Consider the following 16,398-nt stretch of genomic DNA (forward strand, 5'->3'; position numbering starts at 1 on the left):
AGAGAGGCATGTGACAAAGTTGTCACATGCCCGTCATTTGGACCGCTTCATTCGGCAGCGGGAAGGTGAGTGTGAATGTGCTCCCCGCATTAACTTCTGAATCTACAGTGAGAAGGATATGCAAGGATTCCGCGGCTTTCTTGGCCAGATACAGTCCCATCCCCGTTGAGGCGCTGTCTTGATGCCAAGTCGTGGAGGTGAAGCCTCTGTCAAAGATGCGCGGCAAATCTCTGGGATCTATGCCGCGACCATGATCGGTCACCTCCAGCACCGTGTGCTCCTGCTTCTGAAAGCACCTAATGGCGATATCCGGGGCATGGCTTCCGCTGTATTTCACAGCATTCGTCAGGAGCTGACGCAGGATGAAAGCCAGCCATTTGGCATCGCTTAACACTTCCGTGATCTCGAAGATGAGCTCAAAGCCAATTCCTTTTTGTATGCACCAAGATTTCAGTGTTTTAATTTCTGTATAAGTTAATGATTCTACATTGATCTGTTCAATATACAGATCGTTTTCCATGGAGGGCAGCCGTTTCTGATGCAGTTGTTGGTCAAGCAGGAGATGGATGCGCAGCCATTCATAGGTGAGCGCGGCTTTCATTGTCTCATCGCCCATCCGGTCAATCATCAAGCGCATCGCCGTAAGCGGTGTTTTCACTTCATGAATCCAAGATAATAACTCATCCTTCTCTTGCTCCAGAGCGATTTGATGCCGAGAAGCCGTGTGGCTTAGCCGTTCTGTCAGATTCGTCATGCTGTTCTCAACGATGTACTCGAAGGGGCTGTCCGCAGCCGAAATGCCCGAGAGATCGAGTTGGCTGTCTCTTTCTTCCAGATGCTTGTAGAATCTCGTTTCTTTGTTGTAACGGATGATCAGGAAGATAACGAATAGGGTTGTAGTCAGGAAAACAATATAGAGAATAGGCCAGAACGGAATCGCATAATCCAAAGAAGCAACCAACAGCAGGAGGGCTTGCCCGCTTAAAAAAAGGAGAATCCAGCTGAATCGCTCTGCCAAATATCTTTTAATCATGGTAATGTGCCTCTTCTAGCGCTATGTAGCCCTGACCAACTTTGGTTTCAATAAAGCGGCCCAGATCAAGCTCGTCCAACCTTTTTCGCAGGCGATTGACATTCACCGTCAAGGTATTGTCGCTGACAAATCGCTCGTCATCCCACAAGCTGCTGATGATATGTTCGCGACTCACGATATTGTTTTTATGTTCAATAAGCAGCTTGAGAATGTAAATTTCATTCTTCGTTAACTCTATGGTTCCGACTGGATGCGTGACCGTATTTTTCTCATAGTCTATGGTTGCTCCGCACCAGGTTTTGAGCTTGATGGGCTCTGTATTGTAATTATAAACGCGTCTAAGAATCGCGTGAATCTTGGCGATGAGCACGTCGAAATGAAAGGGCTTCTGAATAAAATCGTCGGCGCCAAGCTGCATCGACATCACCATATCCGTCGGGTGGTCGCGCGAAGACAGGAAGACGATCGGGACATTGGAATGCGTTCGCAGCATACGGCACCAATGGAACCCATCGAATTTGGGCAGCTGGATATCAATCAGGACGAGGTCCGGTTTCAGCGTGACAAACTCTTCAAACACCTTGCTAAAATCGGCTATACCGTGGACATCGTACGACCATTGGTCCAATCGCTCCTTCACTTCCGTGAAAAGGGTAACATCATCTTCAATGAGTAAGATTTTAAACAATAGGAATCACCTGCTTGAGCTAAATTTCTCCCCTTCATTGTAATGGATAATTGCAGTATGTGCGAATGTTCGGTTTGAAACATTTGGGAAAAATAGGCGTCTATATTAATATAACCCAATTTGCGAAAAGGAGAACGCGCGCATGAATTCAATCTTATTGTTCCTGTTAGTTGCGTTAGGTATGACCGATTCGGGAGTGCCGTATGAGTTATTGCATGCCGCACAGCGGGAAGAAGCGGTATATGAACTGCCCACGCTCAATAGCCCAAATGCATTGTCCGATGAGCTTCAGACGCAAAGTTATAAATTGGATGCGGTGTACAAACAATTTTCAGTGAAGCCATTGAGTATGGATATTTCTTTGAAAGGACAACCGCGAGAAACAGTAAATCTGCAGCTCCGTAAGCTCGGTAAACCGCGTGAAGGATTGACTATGCAGGAAAATACCTCGATCAAAGAGGCTATCTACAAAGTTATCGGCAAGCGGTTTTCTCTTGAAATCACAACGAAAGTGATCCCATTGGAGGCCGAGGCGGTTGGTGCCGTTACTGAAATCAATGAGACGGAGCGCACAGTGCTCATCATCAATCGTGAGGGCTGTGTGGAAGGTCCTTGTCAGTTCGAACCGGAGGCATACTATATGAAGTTTGAAGAGGATACGGTTATTAGAAGCGGGAGTGGACCATTGAAGTTTGAGGATCTGAAGGTCGGGGATTGGCTCCATGTATGGACAACAGGGGCAGCCGAACTAAGCTATCCTGGTCGAATGGTCGCGCTGGAGGTGGAGATTGCCGAGCCACTGGATGAAACACCGATTGCGCTGACAACGCTAATGAAAACAGACCTGAAACAAATGGATAAAATCGATATCCGTTTTGGCGATGGCAAGAAGCTTGAGATCACGGACAGCGAGTGGCTTGCTGACATTTCAGCTAAGTTGCAAAAGATTGAGCTTGTGCCATCCAGAGATCAGAGAACTTACTATGGCTTTCTGTATATGATGGAGATCAGTATCGGAGATGAGAAGTTTAAATATGGCAGCTCTTTAGATTTTAATGGACTACGATATAAGCAAAATTTGCAAACGAAAGAGTTCAATGACGATCTCATTGCAAAAGCCAGAACCAGCATGCCTAACCTTCTGCCTGGCATCCAATGAGAAAAAGCTGCACACGAAGTCTTGCGACTTGTGGCAGCTCTTTTTCCTGTTAAGGTGTCATGACGGGTGTTGGAAAAGGTTTGGCAGCTTTAGCTTCTGCCGGTAATTTGATATCTTGCGGCTGATTCACATCGTGATAGGTCATCGACATGGTCATGTCCATGTGATCAATCGGAATATTAGGATCTTCGCCATAAATGATGACATAGTCGGCATCCATGCTGACTGGCAGCTTGGTTTGCTCATCTACGGTCATTACTGCGGATAAGGCTACACTCATTCCAGTAATAGCGGGGGAGTTCAGTATATCCTTGAACGCATCTTGACCCCCGCCAAGGCCGCTCAATGTTTTCAAGATATCGGCTGAATTCGTCAATTTGCCTTGAATTGAAACCTTGCGCTGTTTCTTCCCATCCTTCTCTGTAGTGCCGAGGTCCTTGTAGAAGAAATAAGGAGTGACTAAGGTTTTGTTCATTTCAAGACTTTTCTTTTGCAACTCCATCAACTGGTCGAACGTAAAAGGCATTTGCTTGGATAAATCATACCATTCAAAGCCGTCGTTCGTTGCATTTGGCATATTCATATAGGTGCCTTGGCTAACCGTATATTGCTCCATCTTAACCGTTCTAGGCTTCATGTCAGGACCAGGAGCAGTAGTTGTTATAGTTTGATGAATACCTTGATTAGCGCTGAATACCAATTCCGAATTAGCCTCAGTTTGAAGGCTGTCTCCCGGGAACTCAGCACTTGGCTTGAAGAAAATGTCCATGGCCATGTCCATATGAGCTCGGAAGGTTTTTAGTTCTGTGGGGGAGCTGGGATCTGCTGCTAACCAGGTAGCGACAGTTGAATCCGTAGCCAAGGCTTTCTTAATTGCGGCTCCGCCAATCTCTTGGTTAATTCCAGCGTTAGAGCCGAAATCGACAGCGAGATCGCTCTTTAATTTGGCGGCAGCTTTGCTGTCTGACAGGCCAAGGAAGCGACCCAGGATAAATGCGGCTTCCTCTTTGCTTACGGCTTGATCGAGTCGGAACGTTCCGTCCGAATAGCCTTGCAGGATTTGGCGTTCGCGCATTACGCGGGCAACATCGGCATAAGGCGACTGTGCTCCTACATCAGACGGGAGCAAGGTTTGGTTGCTCGCAGGTGCCAGCTTGAGCTCGTCGGCAATTTGTTTAATAAATTGTCCGCGTGTCATCATCGAGCTGTCCGCAGGTGTTGCGGCAGAGACAGTTAGGGAAGGGACGGCTAGCGTTAATCCCAGGATGGCGAGTAAGGACGTGCGTTTGATAGGTATCATGGCGACATTTCTCTCCTTCAAATGTGATAGAACTCTATTTAAATTACCATATATTTCTTATGTAAAGCTAGTTTTGACAAATAGGGCTAGTTAATTGCTAGAAAGGTCTTTTGGAAGTAAGATGATAGAACGATTATAGTAAAGTAACTAAGTGTTGCCAAAATACAACATGAGAGGGTTGCAGATACAGTGAATGAAACCGTTAATCTTGCCATTGGGGGCTCCTATGTTGTTGCTCCGGATAATCCTAGGAAAACGAAGAATCGTGGTAGATTATGCACCATACTTTCGTTTGATTTGAATCCTGATTACGAGTTAGAAGTTAGGGTTGTCTTTCATGATACGAATCGTGAGGCTTCGCTGCAAATAAGTGATTTGAAGAAAATAACAGAATAAGCAACGACTAGAGATAGAGGAGAGAACCTATTGATGGCTAAGAAAAAAGAAAGTGAGACCATCCGACGTCTTGCTCCTGATTTTACACTTCCTGCATCGAATGGAAACAACGTATCCTTGCGGGACTATAGAGGGAAGAAGTTGGTTATCTATTTCTACCCCCAAGACAATACCCCTACCTGTACACAGCAGTCCTGTGATTTCCGGGACTATAATGGCAAGTTTGCAGAACTTGGAGTAGAGGTAATTGGGATCAGCCCTGATGAGCTGATTGCCCATCATAAATTCATCGCCAAGTTTGAATTGCCTTTCTTGCTGCTCTCAGACCCTGAGCATCAGGTGGCCGAGCAATTCGGCGTATGGGCGCTCAAAAAGTTATATGGACGCGAATACATGGGGATTGTTCGTTCCACGTTTCTCATTGATGAAGAGGGATACATGGTGAAGGAATGGACGAAGGTGAGGATTAAGAATCACGTGCAGTCTGTTCTGGACGCGGTTCTGGGGGACTGAGGGGAAGTAGGGCAGTTACTGCCAAGACTTCGACACCAAAAAAAGGAGTTAAGCGAACCTGCCGCTTAACTCCTTTTCTCTTACTCTGTAACCAACCGCAAGCCCATCTCAGCTTCTTTAATCCGATCCAGGTTCTTACGATTATTAATCAACAAGGATTGCAGCGTGGCTGACAACTCCTCGAGTGTTGCTGAAGCTTCTTGGCTAATAGCAGCAAGATTGTTCGTGGAATCGCTAATCGTAACCGATGAGTTGCTGATGCGGTCCATTAAATCACCGTAGCTCGTCGAGAGCTCTTTCAGCATCGTAACGGAATCCGTGATCGATTCGAAGGCTTGCTTCGTTTGGCCCGTGATCTCATTGCTTTGATGCATGCGTTGGGAAACTTGGTCCATACGGGAGCGGGTTTGATTGGACAATGAGGTGAACTCCTGCAGCTGCTCCGAGATGCGAATCGCGGATTTAGCCGTCATATCGGCTAGCTTTCTAATTTCATTCGCTACGACAGCGAACCCTTTCCCATGCTCACCGGCTCTGGCTGCCTCAATGCTGGCATTGAGGGAAAGCAAATTCGTTTGATTCGCGATATCTTGGATCGTTTCACTAAATTGACTGGTTTCGTCTAAGCGTTCAATGAGGGACACCGTATCTTGCGAGACAGCTTCAATGTCCTTAGTAAAGATCGCGAAAGTATCAGAAAGCAGCTCCATCCGGCCTCTTCCTTGATCAGATAGGGAGGCGGCTTCACTTGTTTTGCCAAGCAGCGTATGAATCGAGTTGGACATCTCTTTGATAAGACCGTTCATGTGGTTTACGGAATCATTAATTGAAATGGTCGAATCCACTTGGTCGCCTGCGCCTGTCGCGATATCTTGGAAAGCATTATTCATTTCATCAAAAGAGGACCCGTCTTCTTCACCGGACTTGGTAATGGATTGCAAATGCTCAGTAACCAAGGTGACTTGCTTCAATGCCTTCTCCCGCTGTTCTTGCTGCAGGGCAAGGAATTGCTCCGCTTGTGACCTAGCCTCGAACATGCTCTTGTTCATATAGCCGGACACTTTCAGAGCAGCGAACATTAAGACGCTAATTAAGATGAAATAAATGATATAGGTCGGGGCAACCTTGGGATCCAAGTGAAGGGCATCTTTTTGGGCTACAAACATATAACAAATAAGGAAAAGTCCCCAGGCAGCGCTGATCAGCCACGGAATCATTCGCATGAAAATAAGCGCCATAATCATCAGATAGTAAATGGAGAATATATTGGTGATATCGGCATTGGCCATGAGCTGAACCGTCGTGCTGACACCGCTAGCGACAATGGCGAAATAACATAAATAGTGGATGAGTTTTCTGCTGAAATGCAAATAACCATAAATCACTAAAATCGCAGTTTCAAAGATAATGGTAAATTTCATTTTCATGTCCATTGTGCTTGCGCCTAAAGTGAAAATGCTCATGTAAATCATCAATGTAGTGGCAGCAATCGCTAAAAACACAACAAAATTTCTTCGAATTACATCCTTGTCTCTCAGTGATACCTGTGAATTGTTAGTTTGATTTTGCCCGAATAGGCTTGTCGAAAAACTCACCGCAACCCCCTGCTTTCTGTCGAAAATTGTCGTCTTCATCTATGTTAAGTTCATTCTGCGCAGCCCGCCGGAATTCCTCTTCATTTCGTTCCATGGAAGTGACATACTCTGGGCCATTCTTCCATATACTCTATCAGCAAAGCAAAATGATAGAATAAGCGGAGGGATCATCGGATGCGCTTTCAGGTACAACGTGCAGCCATTTGGCAGAAACGAATTCAAATTACGTTAGTAGTTCTATTACTAGTCTCTCTCTTTTCCTATGTGATCCCAGTGCAAGCTGCCGACGATGCGAATGAGGGGCAAGATCTTTATCACAAACTGCAAACAGGCAAGCGACTTGCGGATGAGAAGAATGAGAAGACGTATGAAACACCGGAGCAGCCAACCGTATATTTGACGTTTGATGATGGTCCGAGCAAGCTGACCTCGCAAGTATTGGATATTTTGGAGAAAGAGGATGTGAAAGCTACGTTTTTCGCACTTGGCGAACAGGCGAAAGCGCATCCGGATTTGGTCAAAAGAATTGTGAAAGAAGGACATACCCTAGGCAATCATTCCTATAATCATGTATATAAAGAGCTCTATAGCGATTTTCAAACGTTTTGGGATCAAGTGCAGCGCAGCGAAGAGGTATTCGCAGATATCGCGGATGTGCGGCCGCAACTGGTTCGTGCTCCAGGGGGGACCTATACGAATTTCGATGCCTATTACTACTACTTCCTGGAACAAGCAGGTTACACAACCGTGGATTGGAATGTAGATAGCGGCGATTCCAAAAGAGCGCATGTCCCCGTTAATGAAATTTGGCAAACCGTGAAAAATTCGCCGCTTGAGCATGAGATCACCGTTTTATTCCATGATGGCACCGGGCATGAATCGACAGTAGAGGTATTGCCGCAAGTCATCGCTTATTATAAAAAGTTAGGCTACGCCTTCGCTCCGCTTACGACGCAAGTGAAGCCTAAGCAATTCTCACTCGGGAAACCGAAGTGGTCAAGGAACATGAGCCTGTCGCACTTTCAAGCGCTCCTGAAGGAAACGCAGCAGTATGCTGTAGCTCATCTGCCTCAGCCCGATTCAAGCCAGCTAGAAGCGGAGCAGCAGCTTATCCAACAGACCAAGGTGGCGAGGGAAGAAACGGCGCGAATCTTATCCGCACAATCGGCTATACCTCTGGAGGTCCATATCTCGGGAGGCAGCAGCTTCACTTTGGAGCCGACAGAGTATCAGTTGTGCGCGAATCGGATTGAATTGCCGCTGCGTTTTCTCATTGAGAAAATAGGGGGGGATGTCCAGTGGCAGGCAGAGACGAAGACGGCTAACGCGCATTATGGGGTCTATGATCTGGAATATGATTTATCGGCTCGAAGCATCAGGCTATATACGTTGGGGACGCTTTCTGCTTCCTATTCTTTGGCGGACATGGAACTGCTGGAAGGGAAAATTATTGTGCCGTTGCGCAAAACGATAGATTTGTTAGGCGGTCGAATTACAGATTCTGTCATTGAACCAAGCAGACGCGAAGTGTCAATGACTTTCCGCCAGTTCTATTTATTCAAAGAGACTAGCAGTCTTGTAAAAAACTCTCTCTTTGCCATGGGGGGATAATGTCTAAAATAGTAGAGGGATGGAAAAACTAGAAGCATACCTTATAAAGGAGGCTTCTTGTCTATGGCGTCAGAAACCCGGATATTCGATCAGCCACAGCCTCTTGTGGAACGGATGATCATGAACGTAGAGAAAGTTATTGTTGGCAAAAGAGAAACGATTGAACAGGCTTTCATTGCCATGCTGAGCGGCGGCCACCTCTTGCTGGAGGACGTGCCGGGTGTGGGCAAAACGATGCTCGTGCGCGCTTTGGCTAAGACGATTGGTTGCGAGTTTAAGAGAATTCAGTGTACCCCGGATTTATTGCCTTCGGATGTGACAGGGGTGTCCGTGTTTAATGCGAAATCAGGGGATTTTGAATTTCGTCCTGGTCCTTTAATGACGCCAATTGTATTGGCAGATGAATGCAACCGCACCTCTCCTAAGACGCAATCGGCTTTCTTGGAGGCGATGGAGGAGAAGCGGGTAACGATTGACGGGATTAGTTATGAGTTGCCCAAACCCTTCGTTCTGCTGGCAACGCAAAATCCGGTCGATTACGAAGGGACTTACGCGCTGCCGGAAGCGCAGATGGATCGTTTCATGATGAGGCTGACGCTTGGCTATCCAACTGCGGAGCAGGAAATTCTGATGCTGGATCGGTTTCAGGATCGCCAGCCCTTGGATCATCTGAAGCCGGTAATCGTACAGGATGAGTTCGTTCAGCTGCAAAAAGAAGCCGCAACGGTTCATGTCGATAACACGTTAAAAGAATTCATTGTCCGTCTTGCCGTAGCGACGAGAGCTCATGCTGATTTGTACTTGGGCGCAAGTCCAAGAGCTTCCTATGCGCTGATGCGCGCTTCCCAAACATCCGCTTACATGAAGGGCAGAAGTTTTGTAGTGCCCGACGATATTAAAAATCTAGTGCTTCCTGTCTGGGCGCATCGACTTCTACTGACCTCAGAAGCTCGTATGACCGGCAAATCGGCTGATACGATTTTGTCCGGTTTGATTGCAGCGTTGCAAACTCCTGTTCTTCGTTATGTTTCTTCGAAGTAGGGGGCCTGTCTATGAAAAGCTGGGGTAAATCATTGCTGCTCATGGTTGGGTGTGTGCTCGCTGTTTGTTTGGCCTATTGGCAGGGCGGATTCGCCGCTTGGTATTTGGGAATTTGTTTGCTGCTGATTTGGCTGCAAGCTGGCCTATTTTACGTGTTTGCGCTGCAAGGATTGACGGTCAGCAGACACCTGTCCAGTGAAGTACTCCTTTCGGGGGAGGAAGTAAAGGTTCGATTAGGCGTCAAGTATCGGGCGCGCATGCCCTTGCCTTGGATTGTCATGCGGGAGAATTGGGTCCATGAAGGAAGCGGAGCGAAATTGAGTTACAGCAAGCTGCTGTTCCCGTGGTTTCAATCTGAATTAGTGCTGCATTACAAAATAACCGGTCTGATGCGCGGCGTGTATCGTTTCGCGGGTTTTGAGGCCGTATCCGGTGATTTGTTTGGTTTTGCTATTCGCAAAGTTCATCGCGATGATCTGCATCGGTGTTTGGTTTATCCGCGGCCCGCTAGCTTGGACCGATCGGTCATGATGTTCCAGGCCGAGGATGGCGAGGTGCCTGCTGCCCGCGGCCCCAAATCCGAGACGCCGCTGGTCAGCGGCGTGCGTGAGTATGTCAGCGGTGATCCCTATCACCGCATCCACTGGAAGTCCACAGCCCGGCTAAGCCGGCTGATGGTCAAAGACCCCGAGCAAGCCTCATCCGCGAAGCGGATGCTGCTGCTCGATGCCGCGCCTGCGGCGGGTCCAGCGGAGGCGGCGCAGCCGCTGCTGGAGAAGGGCGTTGCCCTTGCGGCGGGCTTCTTCGAAGCCGCGGCGGGCGGGCGCGAGAGCTGCGGCTTCGCCAGCAGCTCGAACAGCCGGCGAATCGCTCCGACGATTCGCCCTGATCTGCCGCTCGCGTACGAAGTACTCGCGAGCGTGGGCGGCAAGCCCGCCCTGAGCTTTCCTGACCTCGTCAGGAAAGAAGCGGCGGCCTTGCCGCTGGATACGTCGATGCTGTGCATCACATCGACGCTGGATTTGGCGCTGGTGCGCGCGATCGCAGATAGCGGCACCAAGCGCCGGTCCGTGCACGTGATCTACGTGCACGCGCGGCCCTCTCTCTCGGTCGCCGAGAGAGAAGGGGCTTCTCAGCTGCAGGCCGCAGGCTGCAGCTTCACGGAAGTGCCGCATCCGCTGAGCCAGTGGCCCAAGCAAGGGGGTGTTGCGGATGCAACCGCTTGAACCGCGCCGCGCAGGCGCTCCTTCACACGCTTCCCGCCCCGCCGCCATCCCATCACGTCCAATCTTCCGGGCAAGCGCGATTCCGCAAGCATCTCTAACCACACCAAGCACGTTCTTCCGCGACTGCCTTATCTCACTGCTGCTTTTTCTGCTCATCTCGGAATGGCTTCGCCCATTGGCTTGGATGGCAGACGCTGACATCCAGACCGGCCCGATTCTAGTCGTGTTCGGGATTTGCATCGCGATAGATTGCTGCAAAGTTCCACTGGTCTGGGCATGGATGTCCAAAGTCGTGGTCATCGTGCTTTTCATAGGATTTATGTTTGATCGCAACGGGTTTCTGAGCGGAGCATGGGTCATCGATTTGGTGAGCATGCTTTCTCAGGATATCGGACACCTTGCGCGAGCTCATTTTGACCTCATCAGCGGTCAGTTGCGCACGTTGTTGTTTCTGCTCGGCTGGTCGCTGTTGATTTCCGTAGTGCAGGCGCTTATGCTGCAAAGGCAACACAGCCTGTGGTTTGTCGGGACAACCCTTATCTATTTGGTGCTGCTGCAATTAATGTTAGGTGCGGATACGGTACCGGGGATTATGCGCACCATCGGCTATGGCTTATTTCTTCTGGCCCTGCTCAACCTCTCGCGAATTGAACAAACCTATGGGTTTGCATCTGTACGCCCAGGCAGCTTCTTTCAATGGCTTGCTGTGAGTTTCGTCTTTGTTGCTGCACTTGCTGGTGCGGGTTGGTTCTCCGCGAAACAGGCGGAGCCAACTCATTTAATGAAACCAGTTAGTTGGGGTTATCTATATGATCGTATGTTCGAGTTATACAATGGTGATATGGCAGCTAGCACGGCAATAGCCAAATCTGGGTACGGGCAGGACGATTCCTCCCTCGGAGGTCCACTCCAGGTGGACACGACAACCGTATTTACAGCCAAAACCTCCGAATTAACGTACTGGCGGGGAGAATCCAAAAACGTTTACGACGGCAAAGGTTGGACCCAAACCAGTGTTACACCGGAACCGCTCAGATCGAATGAGGCAGCGGGTACGAACCGGGTGATTACACAGGAAGTATTATGGAGCGACAAATCGCCGAGTAAACAACTATTCCTTGGTGGGAAACTGCAGGGCATCGACATGCTCTTAACCGAGAAAGGAAAACCGCTGTCACCGGATTTCTTGCTGGTGTCCGCCGCTTCAGGCAAAATATCTCTTCCGGAGATCATGGATTCCTTATCGTATTACAAAGTCACCGTCCAACCCGTGCAAGTTGATCCGATTCTGCTAAGTACAGATACAACCAGCTATCCGGCTGGACTTGCAAGTGAGTATCTACAACTTCCGGCTTCCTTGCCGCGGACCGTACGCAGTTTGGCTGAGCAGGTGACAGCGAGCAGTCCGACGCCATTTGCCAAAGCCGTAGCGATTGAACAGTATTTGAGCCACACCTATCCCTATAGTTTGGGAAAATCGACGCATCCCAGCCGCAATGAGGATTTCGTCAGCCACTTCCTATTCGTTGATCAAACGGGGTATTGTGATCATTTTTCAACTTCAATGGTCGTCATGCTTCGTTCCGTAGGTGTTTCGGCCCGTTGGGTCAAAGGATTTGCGCCCGGTACGCTGCTGAAGGGAAGCGAGGATGAACAGCTCAAGGAAGTGGCGGTCGGCAATCAGGATGCGCACTCGTGGGTAGAGGTGTACTTTCCCTCCGCTGGGTGGGTGCCTTTTGAACCTACGCCGGGTTTCTCAGGGATGTCTTCGGATAATCCACAAGAGATTTTGACGACGGAGGCCATGGCTCGATCTGAAATGACAGCCTCTCTGGCCAACATCACGAAACCGAACCGATTTACAGCAAATCCGCGTGAATGGCTTCAAACAACGAAGGAGACACTTATTCATATCGCCAATAGGTATCAGCAAGTATTCATGATCCTCATCGGCTGCTGCTTCTTATTTGCGGGTCTTGTTCTACTGCTCAGGCGAAAAGGTTATCTGTATGCTGGACGGCTCCATGTTCCCTTTTACATAAACAGGCCATCTGATTCCCATCCCTTGATCCCTTATATGGATCGATTATGGATGCAATTGTTTCGCAAGTATGGCCTGAAATCCAAAGATCAAACGATCCGTGAGTATATCGGAGCCTTGAAATCCCTTCGTCCTGCCCAGCAGCAAGCCTTATTGTCGTTTGCCCAGATCTACGAAAGCGTGCGTTATGATTCCGCTCATTCGCTGCCCTATTCGAAGCGGGAAATCACGGCAATTTGGAAAGCCATTCAAAAGACACATTAAACCCCTTTACATCCTAGGTACCTAATGTTTAAAATTAGTACCTATAAATAGCGATTAAGGGACAAGCCCACTCGCTATGAAATTAGGAGGAACGGATAATGAGTAAACCGAGTGAAATGATCGTCGTTTTAGATTTTGGAGGCCAATATAACCAACTGATTGCCAGACGGATTCGTGATTTGGGCGTATACAGCGAATTGCTGCCGCATAATACCACGGTTGACAAAATTCGTGAGCTTCAGCCTAAGGGGATTGTGTTCTCAGGCGGTCCGGCAAGTGTATACGGAGAAGGAGCTCCAGCTGTAGATTCAGCCATTTTCGATTTGGGCATTCCGATTTTGGGGATTTGCTACGGCATGCAGCTGATTGCTCACCAACTGAACGGTAAAGTAGAACGCGCGCATACGCGTGAATACGGCAAAGCAGATCTTTCCTTTTCGAACGAAAGCCCGCTGGTTAAAGGTCTGGATGCGAAGCAAACGGTCTGGATGAGTCACGGTGACCACGTTTCCGTTCTTCCGGATGGCTTCGTGATCGAAGCGAGCACGGATTCCCTGCCGATTGCGGCTATGAGCAACCGTGAGCGCAACATTCACGCAGTTCAATTCCACCCGGAAGTTCGTCACTCCCTGCAAGGGAACGAAATGATCCATAACTTCATCTATGGCGTTTGCGGTTGCGAAGGCGACTGGACGATGTCCTCTTTCGTGGAAGATATGATCAAAGAGCTTCGTCAAGAGGTTGGCGACAAGAAAGTGCTATGCGCACTTAGCGGCGGCGTAGATTCATCCGTTGTAGCTATTTTGCTGCATAAAGCTATTGGTGCCCAACTGACGTGTATGTTCATTGATCATGGCTTGCTGCGTCAAGGCGAGGCAGAGAGCGTTATGGACACATTTGTCGGTAAATTCGATATGAAAGTGGTTAAAATCGATGCGCGTGACCGTTTCCTCGGCAAGCTTGCCGGTGTGGACGATCCGGAACAAAAGCGTAAAATCATCGGCACGGAGTTCATCCGTGTATTCGAAGAAGAGTCCGCTCAATTCGACGACTTCACGTTCTTGGCGCAAGGCACGCTTTACACGGATATCGTAGAGAGCGGTACAGCGACGGCTCAAACGATCAAATCCCATCATAATGTCGGCGGCCTGCCGAAAGATATGAAGTTCAAGCTGATCGAGCCGCTCAAAACTTTGTTCAAAGACGAAGTGCGCAAAGTCGGCGAAGAGTGCGGTCTTCCTTCCGCGATCGTCTGGAGACAACCTTTCCCAGGTCCGGGTCTAGCGATTCGTGTGCTTGGCGAAGTAACCGAGGACAAGCTGAAAATCGTCCGCGAATCCGATGCCATCCTGCGCGATGAAATCGCCAAAGCTGGCTTGGACCGTGAGATCTGGCAGTACTTCACAGCCCTTCCTGGCATGAAAAGCGTCGGCGTTATGGGCGATGCCAGAACATACTCCTACACCGTAGGCATTCGCGCCGTAACTTCCATCGACGGAATGACAGCCGACTGGGCGCGTATTCCGTGGGATGTGCTGGAGAAAATCTCGGTTCGTATCGTGAACGAAGTTGAGAATGTAAACCGTATTGTGTACGACATTACGTCGAAGCCGCCTGCTACGATTGAGTGGGAATAGGCTGCAACAATAGAATGCCAAAATACTCCCTTTTATTTGCGTTGTTTAGCAAATAGAAGGGAGTTTTTATATAAGAGTTTATATGTTTTGGAGTGAACGCGGAGTTCCTCCAGCTGCCTCGTGAGGACGTAAGGGAACTACGGTCCGCTATTCTAGCCAAAAGTGTCAGTATCGGGAAGTTGAGGGAACTACAGTACGTTATTTTGTTGTTTTGTGGGGATTTTTACTCTTTTTGTGGAAATAAGACCCTGTAGTTCCGCTATACCCCTCGCATCCCTACTTTTTGCCTAATTAGCGTCCCCTAGTTCCCTTACTAGGTTTTGCCGCTAAGAAGAGGCTGATCGAGCAGAGCGGCGAAGCCATATTTCTTATGACCAAAATCAAAGAACTGATCGTGGAAAAGAAAACAGTTATTTTTCATCCTTAGAAAGGATTAACTCATTAACGCGTAAAGTTGTATTATCTACACACAAATAAACTTCATTGCAGGCTTTGGAGAAATACTTCAAGACGTTTGAATTTAGTAATTGGTTAGAGAATAACCAATTAGGATAAAGTTGCACATATTTCTTATCAGAATACATTCCTTTTATATGATTCCATATTTCACCGAATTCCTGAATATGATTTTGGGTTACCAAATCTTCATAAATAGGCGCCTCAAATTTGCGGCTTAATTTTACATACCTAATATTACCGGATGAAATAGATACTCCGTGATACTCTTCGATGTTACGATACGCACATTTAGAAAATGACAAAGTAGTTTTCTGATCTTTTCTTCATTTAGATTTATATAATCTGTCAGTGTTATGATGATACAGATTTCCGTTGTTTTAAATATATATGGAGCGATATAATATTCTGGTAATGGGGATAATTTATCTTCAATTTCATTTGTGGGTGGAACAGCTGAAAAGTGAGTATCTACATATTGAAAATACTCAGTTTTAGTTTTTTGTTTTAGAAGACTGCTATCCATATCTTCAAAATAGATCATTAATGCAACTCCTTAATTTGTGGATCCCAATAAAGCACCAGTAAGGTTCTCAGTTACCTTAGTGAGATGAACATATTTGATTTATACAAATTTATGAAATAATTTCACTAATTAACAATGATACCTCTTGCGTTTCAAATAATAAACCTAAAACATGTAGAAATTTGTTTGAATTCATTTAGACGTTCTCCGTTCGTATCGTGAACGAAGTTGAGAATGTAAACCGTATTGTGTACGACATTACGTCGAAGCCGTCTGCTACGATTGAGTGGGAATAGGATAGTCAGAAAAGACGAACGTTATGGGAAAAAATACCCTTGGAATGTTCGTCTTTTTTATTGACAGCAGCTTAGTTCCCTACTAAAATGTGAAATGGATAACAGTTTTTCGTATAATCTTGGGGATTGGCCCGAGAGTTTCTACGAGATCACCGCAAATGATCTGGCTACGAAAAAAAGGAACGGTATCTGTATGAGTTACTACTACACTTTGCACCTAGCATCGAAGGCAGCTCTCATATAGAAGCTCCTTTTTCGTACCCGGAATCAGCATTACGATTCCGGGTTTTTTGCTGTTCCCCACCATACGTTTAGGAGGAGTAGGAAGATGGATCGCTTTTTTAAACTGAAACAAAACGGTACGACCGTAAGAACAGAAATCATGGCGGGGATTACTACGTTCATGACGATGGCTTACATCCTAGCAGTAAACCCGGACGTGCTTAGTGCTTTTAAATCGGGGGCTACCGGCGGTGACTGGACTTCGATTTTCTTGGCTACAGCGATTGCGGCGGGTGTAATGACCATTGCGATGGGATTGTTCGTTAATTTTCCTGTAGCGTTAGCTCCGGGAATGGGCCTCAATGCTTATTTCGCAACGATTATTTTAACTTCG

The 16,398-nt window shown here is 47.6% G+C and carries 14 protein-coding genes, 1 pseudogene and 1 riboswitch (1 of these 16 cut by a window edge); of the genes and pseudogenes, 10 read left to right on the top strand and 5 right to left on the bottom strand.

Going from position 1 to position 16,398, the window contains the following annotated elements:
- Window positions 1–22: 22 nt before the first annotated feature.
- Complete coding sequence (locus tag LOZ80_RS34225) at window positions 23–1,033, bottom strand: sensor histidine kinase (RefSeq protein WP_238168699.1); 1,011 nt, start codon at window positions 1,031–1,033, stop codon at window positions 23–25.
- Window positions 1,026–1,721, bottom strand: a complete 696-nt coding sequence (locus LOZ80_RS34230; RefSeq protein ID WP_238168700.1) for a response regulator transcription factor — start codon at window positions 1,719–1,721, stop codon at window positions 1,026–1,028. Before LOZ80_RS34230 ends, LOZ80_RS34225 begins: the two co-directional genes overlap by 8 nt.
- Window positions 1,722–1,863: 142 nt before the next feature.
- On the opposite strand from LOZ80_RS34230, the gene LOZ80_RS34235 reads away from it, so the two are divergent.
- The gene (locus LOZ80_RS34235; RefSeq protein WP_238168701.1) at window positions 1,864–2,880 is read left to right on the top strand and encodes a YobA family protein; all 1,017 of its coding nucleotides are present in this window, start codon (window positions 1,864–1,866) and stop codon (window positions 2,878–2,880) included.
- Between the two features lie 49 nt (window positions 2,881–2,929).
- On the opposite strand, the gene LOZ80_RS34240 is transcribed toward LOZ80_RS34235, so the two are convergent.
- The gene (locus tag LOZ80_RS34240; RefSeq protein WP_238168702.1) at window positions 2,930–4,180 is read right to left on the bottom strand and encodes an S-layer homology domain-containing protein; all 1,251 of its coding nucleotides are present in this window, start codon (window positions 4,178–4,180) and stop codon (window positions 2,930–2,932) included.
- Between the two features lie 189 nt (window positions 4,181–4,369).
- Here LOZ80_RS34240 and LOZ80_RS34245 point away from each other — a divergent pair, with 189 nt between their 5' ends.
- Together LOZ80_RS34245 and bcp are read left to right on the top strand one after the other, a co-directional pair.
- Window positions 4,370–4,576, top strand: a complete 207-nt coding sequence (locus LOZ80_RS34245) for a hypothetical protein (protein ID WP_238168703.1) — start codon at window positions 4,370–4,372, stop codon at window positions 4,574–4,576.
- Window positions 4,577–4,609: 33 nt separating this feature from the next.
- Entirely contained in the window at window positions 4,610–5,089 is a 480-nt protein-coding gene (gene bcp, locus LOZ80_RS34250; RefSeq protein WP_238168704.1) for a thioredoxin-dependent thiol peroxidase, read from the top strand.
- A gap of 80 nt (window positions 5,090–5,169) precedes the next feature.
- Here the strand turns inward: bcp and LOZ80_RS34255 are convergent, their stop codons facing one another.
- Window positions 5,170–6,684 (bottom strand): methyl-accepting chemotaxis protein, encoded by a 1,515-nt coding sequence (locus LOZ80_RS34255; protein WP_238168705.1) that lies wholly within the window; start codon window positions 6,682–6,684, stop codon window positions 5,170–5,172.
- Between the two features lie 174 nt (window positions 6,685–6,858).
- Here LOZ80_RS34255 and LOZ80_RS34260 point away from each other — a divergent pair, with 174 nt between their 5' ends.
- From LOZ80_RS34260 to guaA, 5 genes are all read left to right on the top strand, one after another.
- Window positions 6,859–8,295: a polysaccharide deacetylase family protein gene (locus LOZ80_RS34260; RefSeq protein ID WP_238168706.1), complete on the top strand. Its 1,437-nt coding sequence runs from the start codon at window positions 6,859–6,861 to the stop codon at window positions 8,293–8,295.
- Window positions 8,296–8,358: 63 nt separating this feature from the next.
- A complete protein-coding gene (locus LOZ80_RS34265) occupies window positions 8,359–9,336 on the top strand; it encodes an AAA family ATPase (RefSeq protein WP_238168707.1) in 978 nt (325 codons plus the stop codon).
- 11 nt (window positions 9,337–9,347) lie between these two features.
- A complete protein-coding gene (locus tag LOZ80_RS34270; protein ID WP_238168708.1) occupies window positions 9,348–10,562 on the top strand; it encodes a DUF58 domain-containing protein in 1,215 nt (404 codons plus the stop codon).
- On the top strand, window positions 10,549–12,867 hold the full coding sequence (locus LOZ80_RS34275; protein WP_238168709.1) for a transglutaminase-like domain-containing protein: 2,319 nt from the start codon (window positions 10,549–10,551) through the stop codon (window positions 12,865–12,867). The genes LOZ80_RS34270 and LOZ80_RS34275 overlap by 14 nt, the downstream gene beginning before the upstream one ends.
- 98 nt (window positions 12,868–12,965) lie before the next feature.
- Window positions 12,966–14,504 carry a glutamine-hydrolyzing GMP synthase gene (gene guaA, locus LOZ80_RS34280; protein ID WP_079410698.1) on the top strand — a complete coding sequence of 513 codons (1,539 nt, stop codon included), beginning with the start codon at window positions 12,966–12,968 and terminating at the stop codon, window positions 14,502–14,504.
- A 679-nt stretch (window positions 14,505–15,183) separates the two neighbouring features.
- Here the strand turns inward: guaA and LOZ80_RS34285 are convergent.
- Window positions 15,184–15,504, bottom strand: a complete 321-nt coding sequence (locus LOZ80_RS34285; RefSeq protein WP_238168710.1) for a hypothetical protein — start codon at window positions 15,502–15,504, stop codon at window positions 15,184–15,186.
- A 188-nt stretch (window positions 15,505–15,692) separates the two neighbouring features.
- Here LOZ80_RS34285 and LOZ80_RS34290 point away from each other — a divergent pair.
- A pseudogene (locus tag LOZ80_RS34290) lies at window positions 15,693–15,782 on the top strand (GMP synthase (glutamine-hydrolyzing)); the annotation flags it as partial.
- An 89-nt stretch (window positions 15,783–15,871) separates the two neighbouring features.
- Window positions 15,872–15,972: riboswitch (purine riboswitch) on the top strand.
- 138 nt (window positions 15,973–16,110) lie between these two features.
- Window positions 16,111–16,398 carry the 5' end (the start) of an NCS2 family permease gene (locus tag LOZ80_RS34295; protein ID WP_238168711.1) on the top strand. The gene runs 1,116 nt beyond the window's last position, so the window shows 288 of its 1,404 coding nt (coding positions 1–288); it begins with the start codon at window positions 16,111–16,113; its stop codon lies off the right edge, out of view.

The sequence above is a fragment of the Paenibacillus sp. HWE-109 genome, from assembly GCF_022163125.1.
Taxonomy (GTDB): domain Bacteria; phylum Bacillota; class Bacilli; order Paenibacillales; family NBRC-103111; genus Paenibacillus_E.

What these genes read in the sequence shown, in the direction of transcription:
- LOZ80_RS34270 (WP_238168708.1), top strand. Translation starts at nt 9,348, where the DNA reads ATGAAAAGCTGGGGTAAATCATTGCTGCTCATGGTTGGGTGTGTGCTC.
- bcp (WP_238168704.1), top strand. Translation starts at nt 4,610, where the DNA reads ATGGCTAAGAAAAAAGAAAGTGAGACCATCCGACGTCTTGCTCCTGAT.
- LOZ80_RS34235 (WP_238168701.1), top strand. Translation starts at nt 1,864, where the DNA reads ATGAATTCAATCTTATTGTTCCTGTTAGTTGCGTTAGGTATGACCGAT.
- LOZ80_RS34225 (WP_238168699.1), bottom strand. Translation starts at nt 1,033, where the DNA reads ATGATTAAAAGATATTTGGCAGAGCGATTCAGCTGGATTCTCCTTTTT.
- LOZ80_RS34260 (WP_238168706.1), top strand. Translation starts at nt 6,859, where the DNA reads ATGCGCTTTCAGGTACAACGTGCAGCCATTTGGCAGAAACGAATTCAA.
- LOZ80_RS34265 (WP_238168707.1), top strand. Translation starts at nt 8,359, where the DNA reads ATGGCGTCAGAAACCCGGATATTCGATCAGCCACAGCCTCTTGTGGAA.
- LOZ80_RS34285 (WP_238168710.1), bottom strand. Translation starts at nt 15,504, where the DNA reads ATGATCTATTTTGAAGATATGGATAGCAGTCTTCTAAAACAAAAAACT.
- guaA (WP_079410698.1), top strand. Translation starts at nt 12,966, where the DNA reads ATGAGTAAACCGAGTGAAATGATCGTCGTTTTAGATTTTGGAGGCCAA.
- LOZ80_RS34275 (WP_238168709.1), top strand. Translation starts at nt 10,549, where the DNA reads ATGCAACCGCTTGAACCGCGCCGCGCAGGCGCTCCTTCACACGCTTCC.
- LOZ80_RS34240 (WP_238168702.1), bottom strand. Translation starts at nt 4,180, where the DNA reads ATGATACCTATCAAACGCACGTCCTTACTCGCCATCCTGGGATTAACG.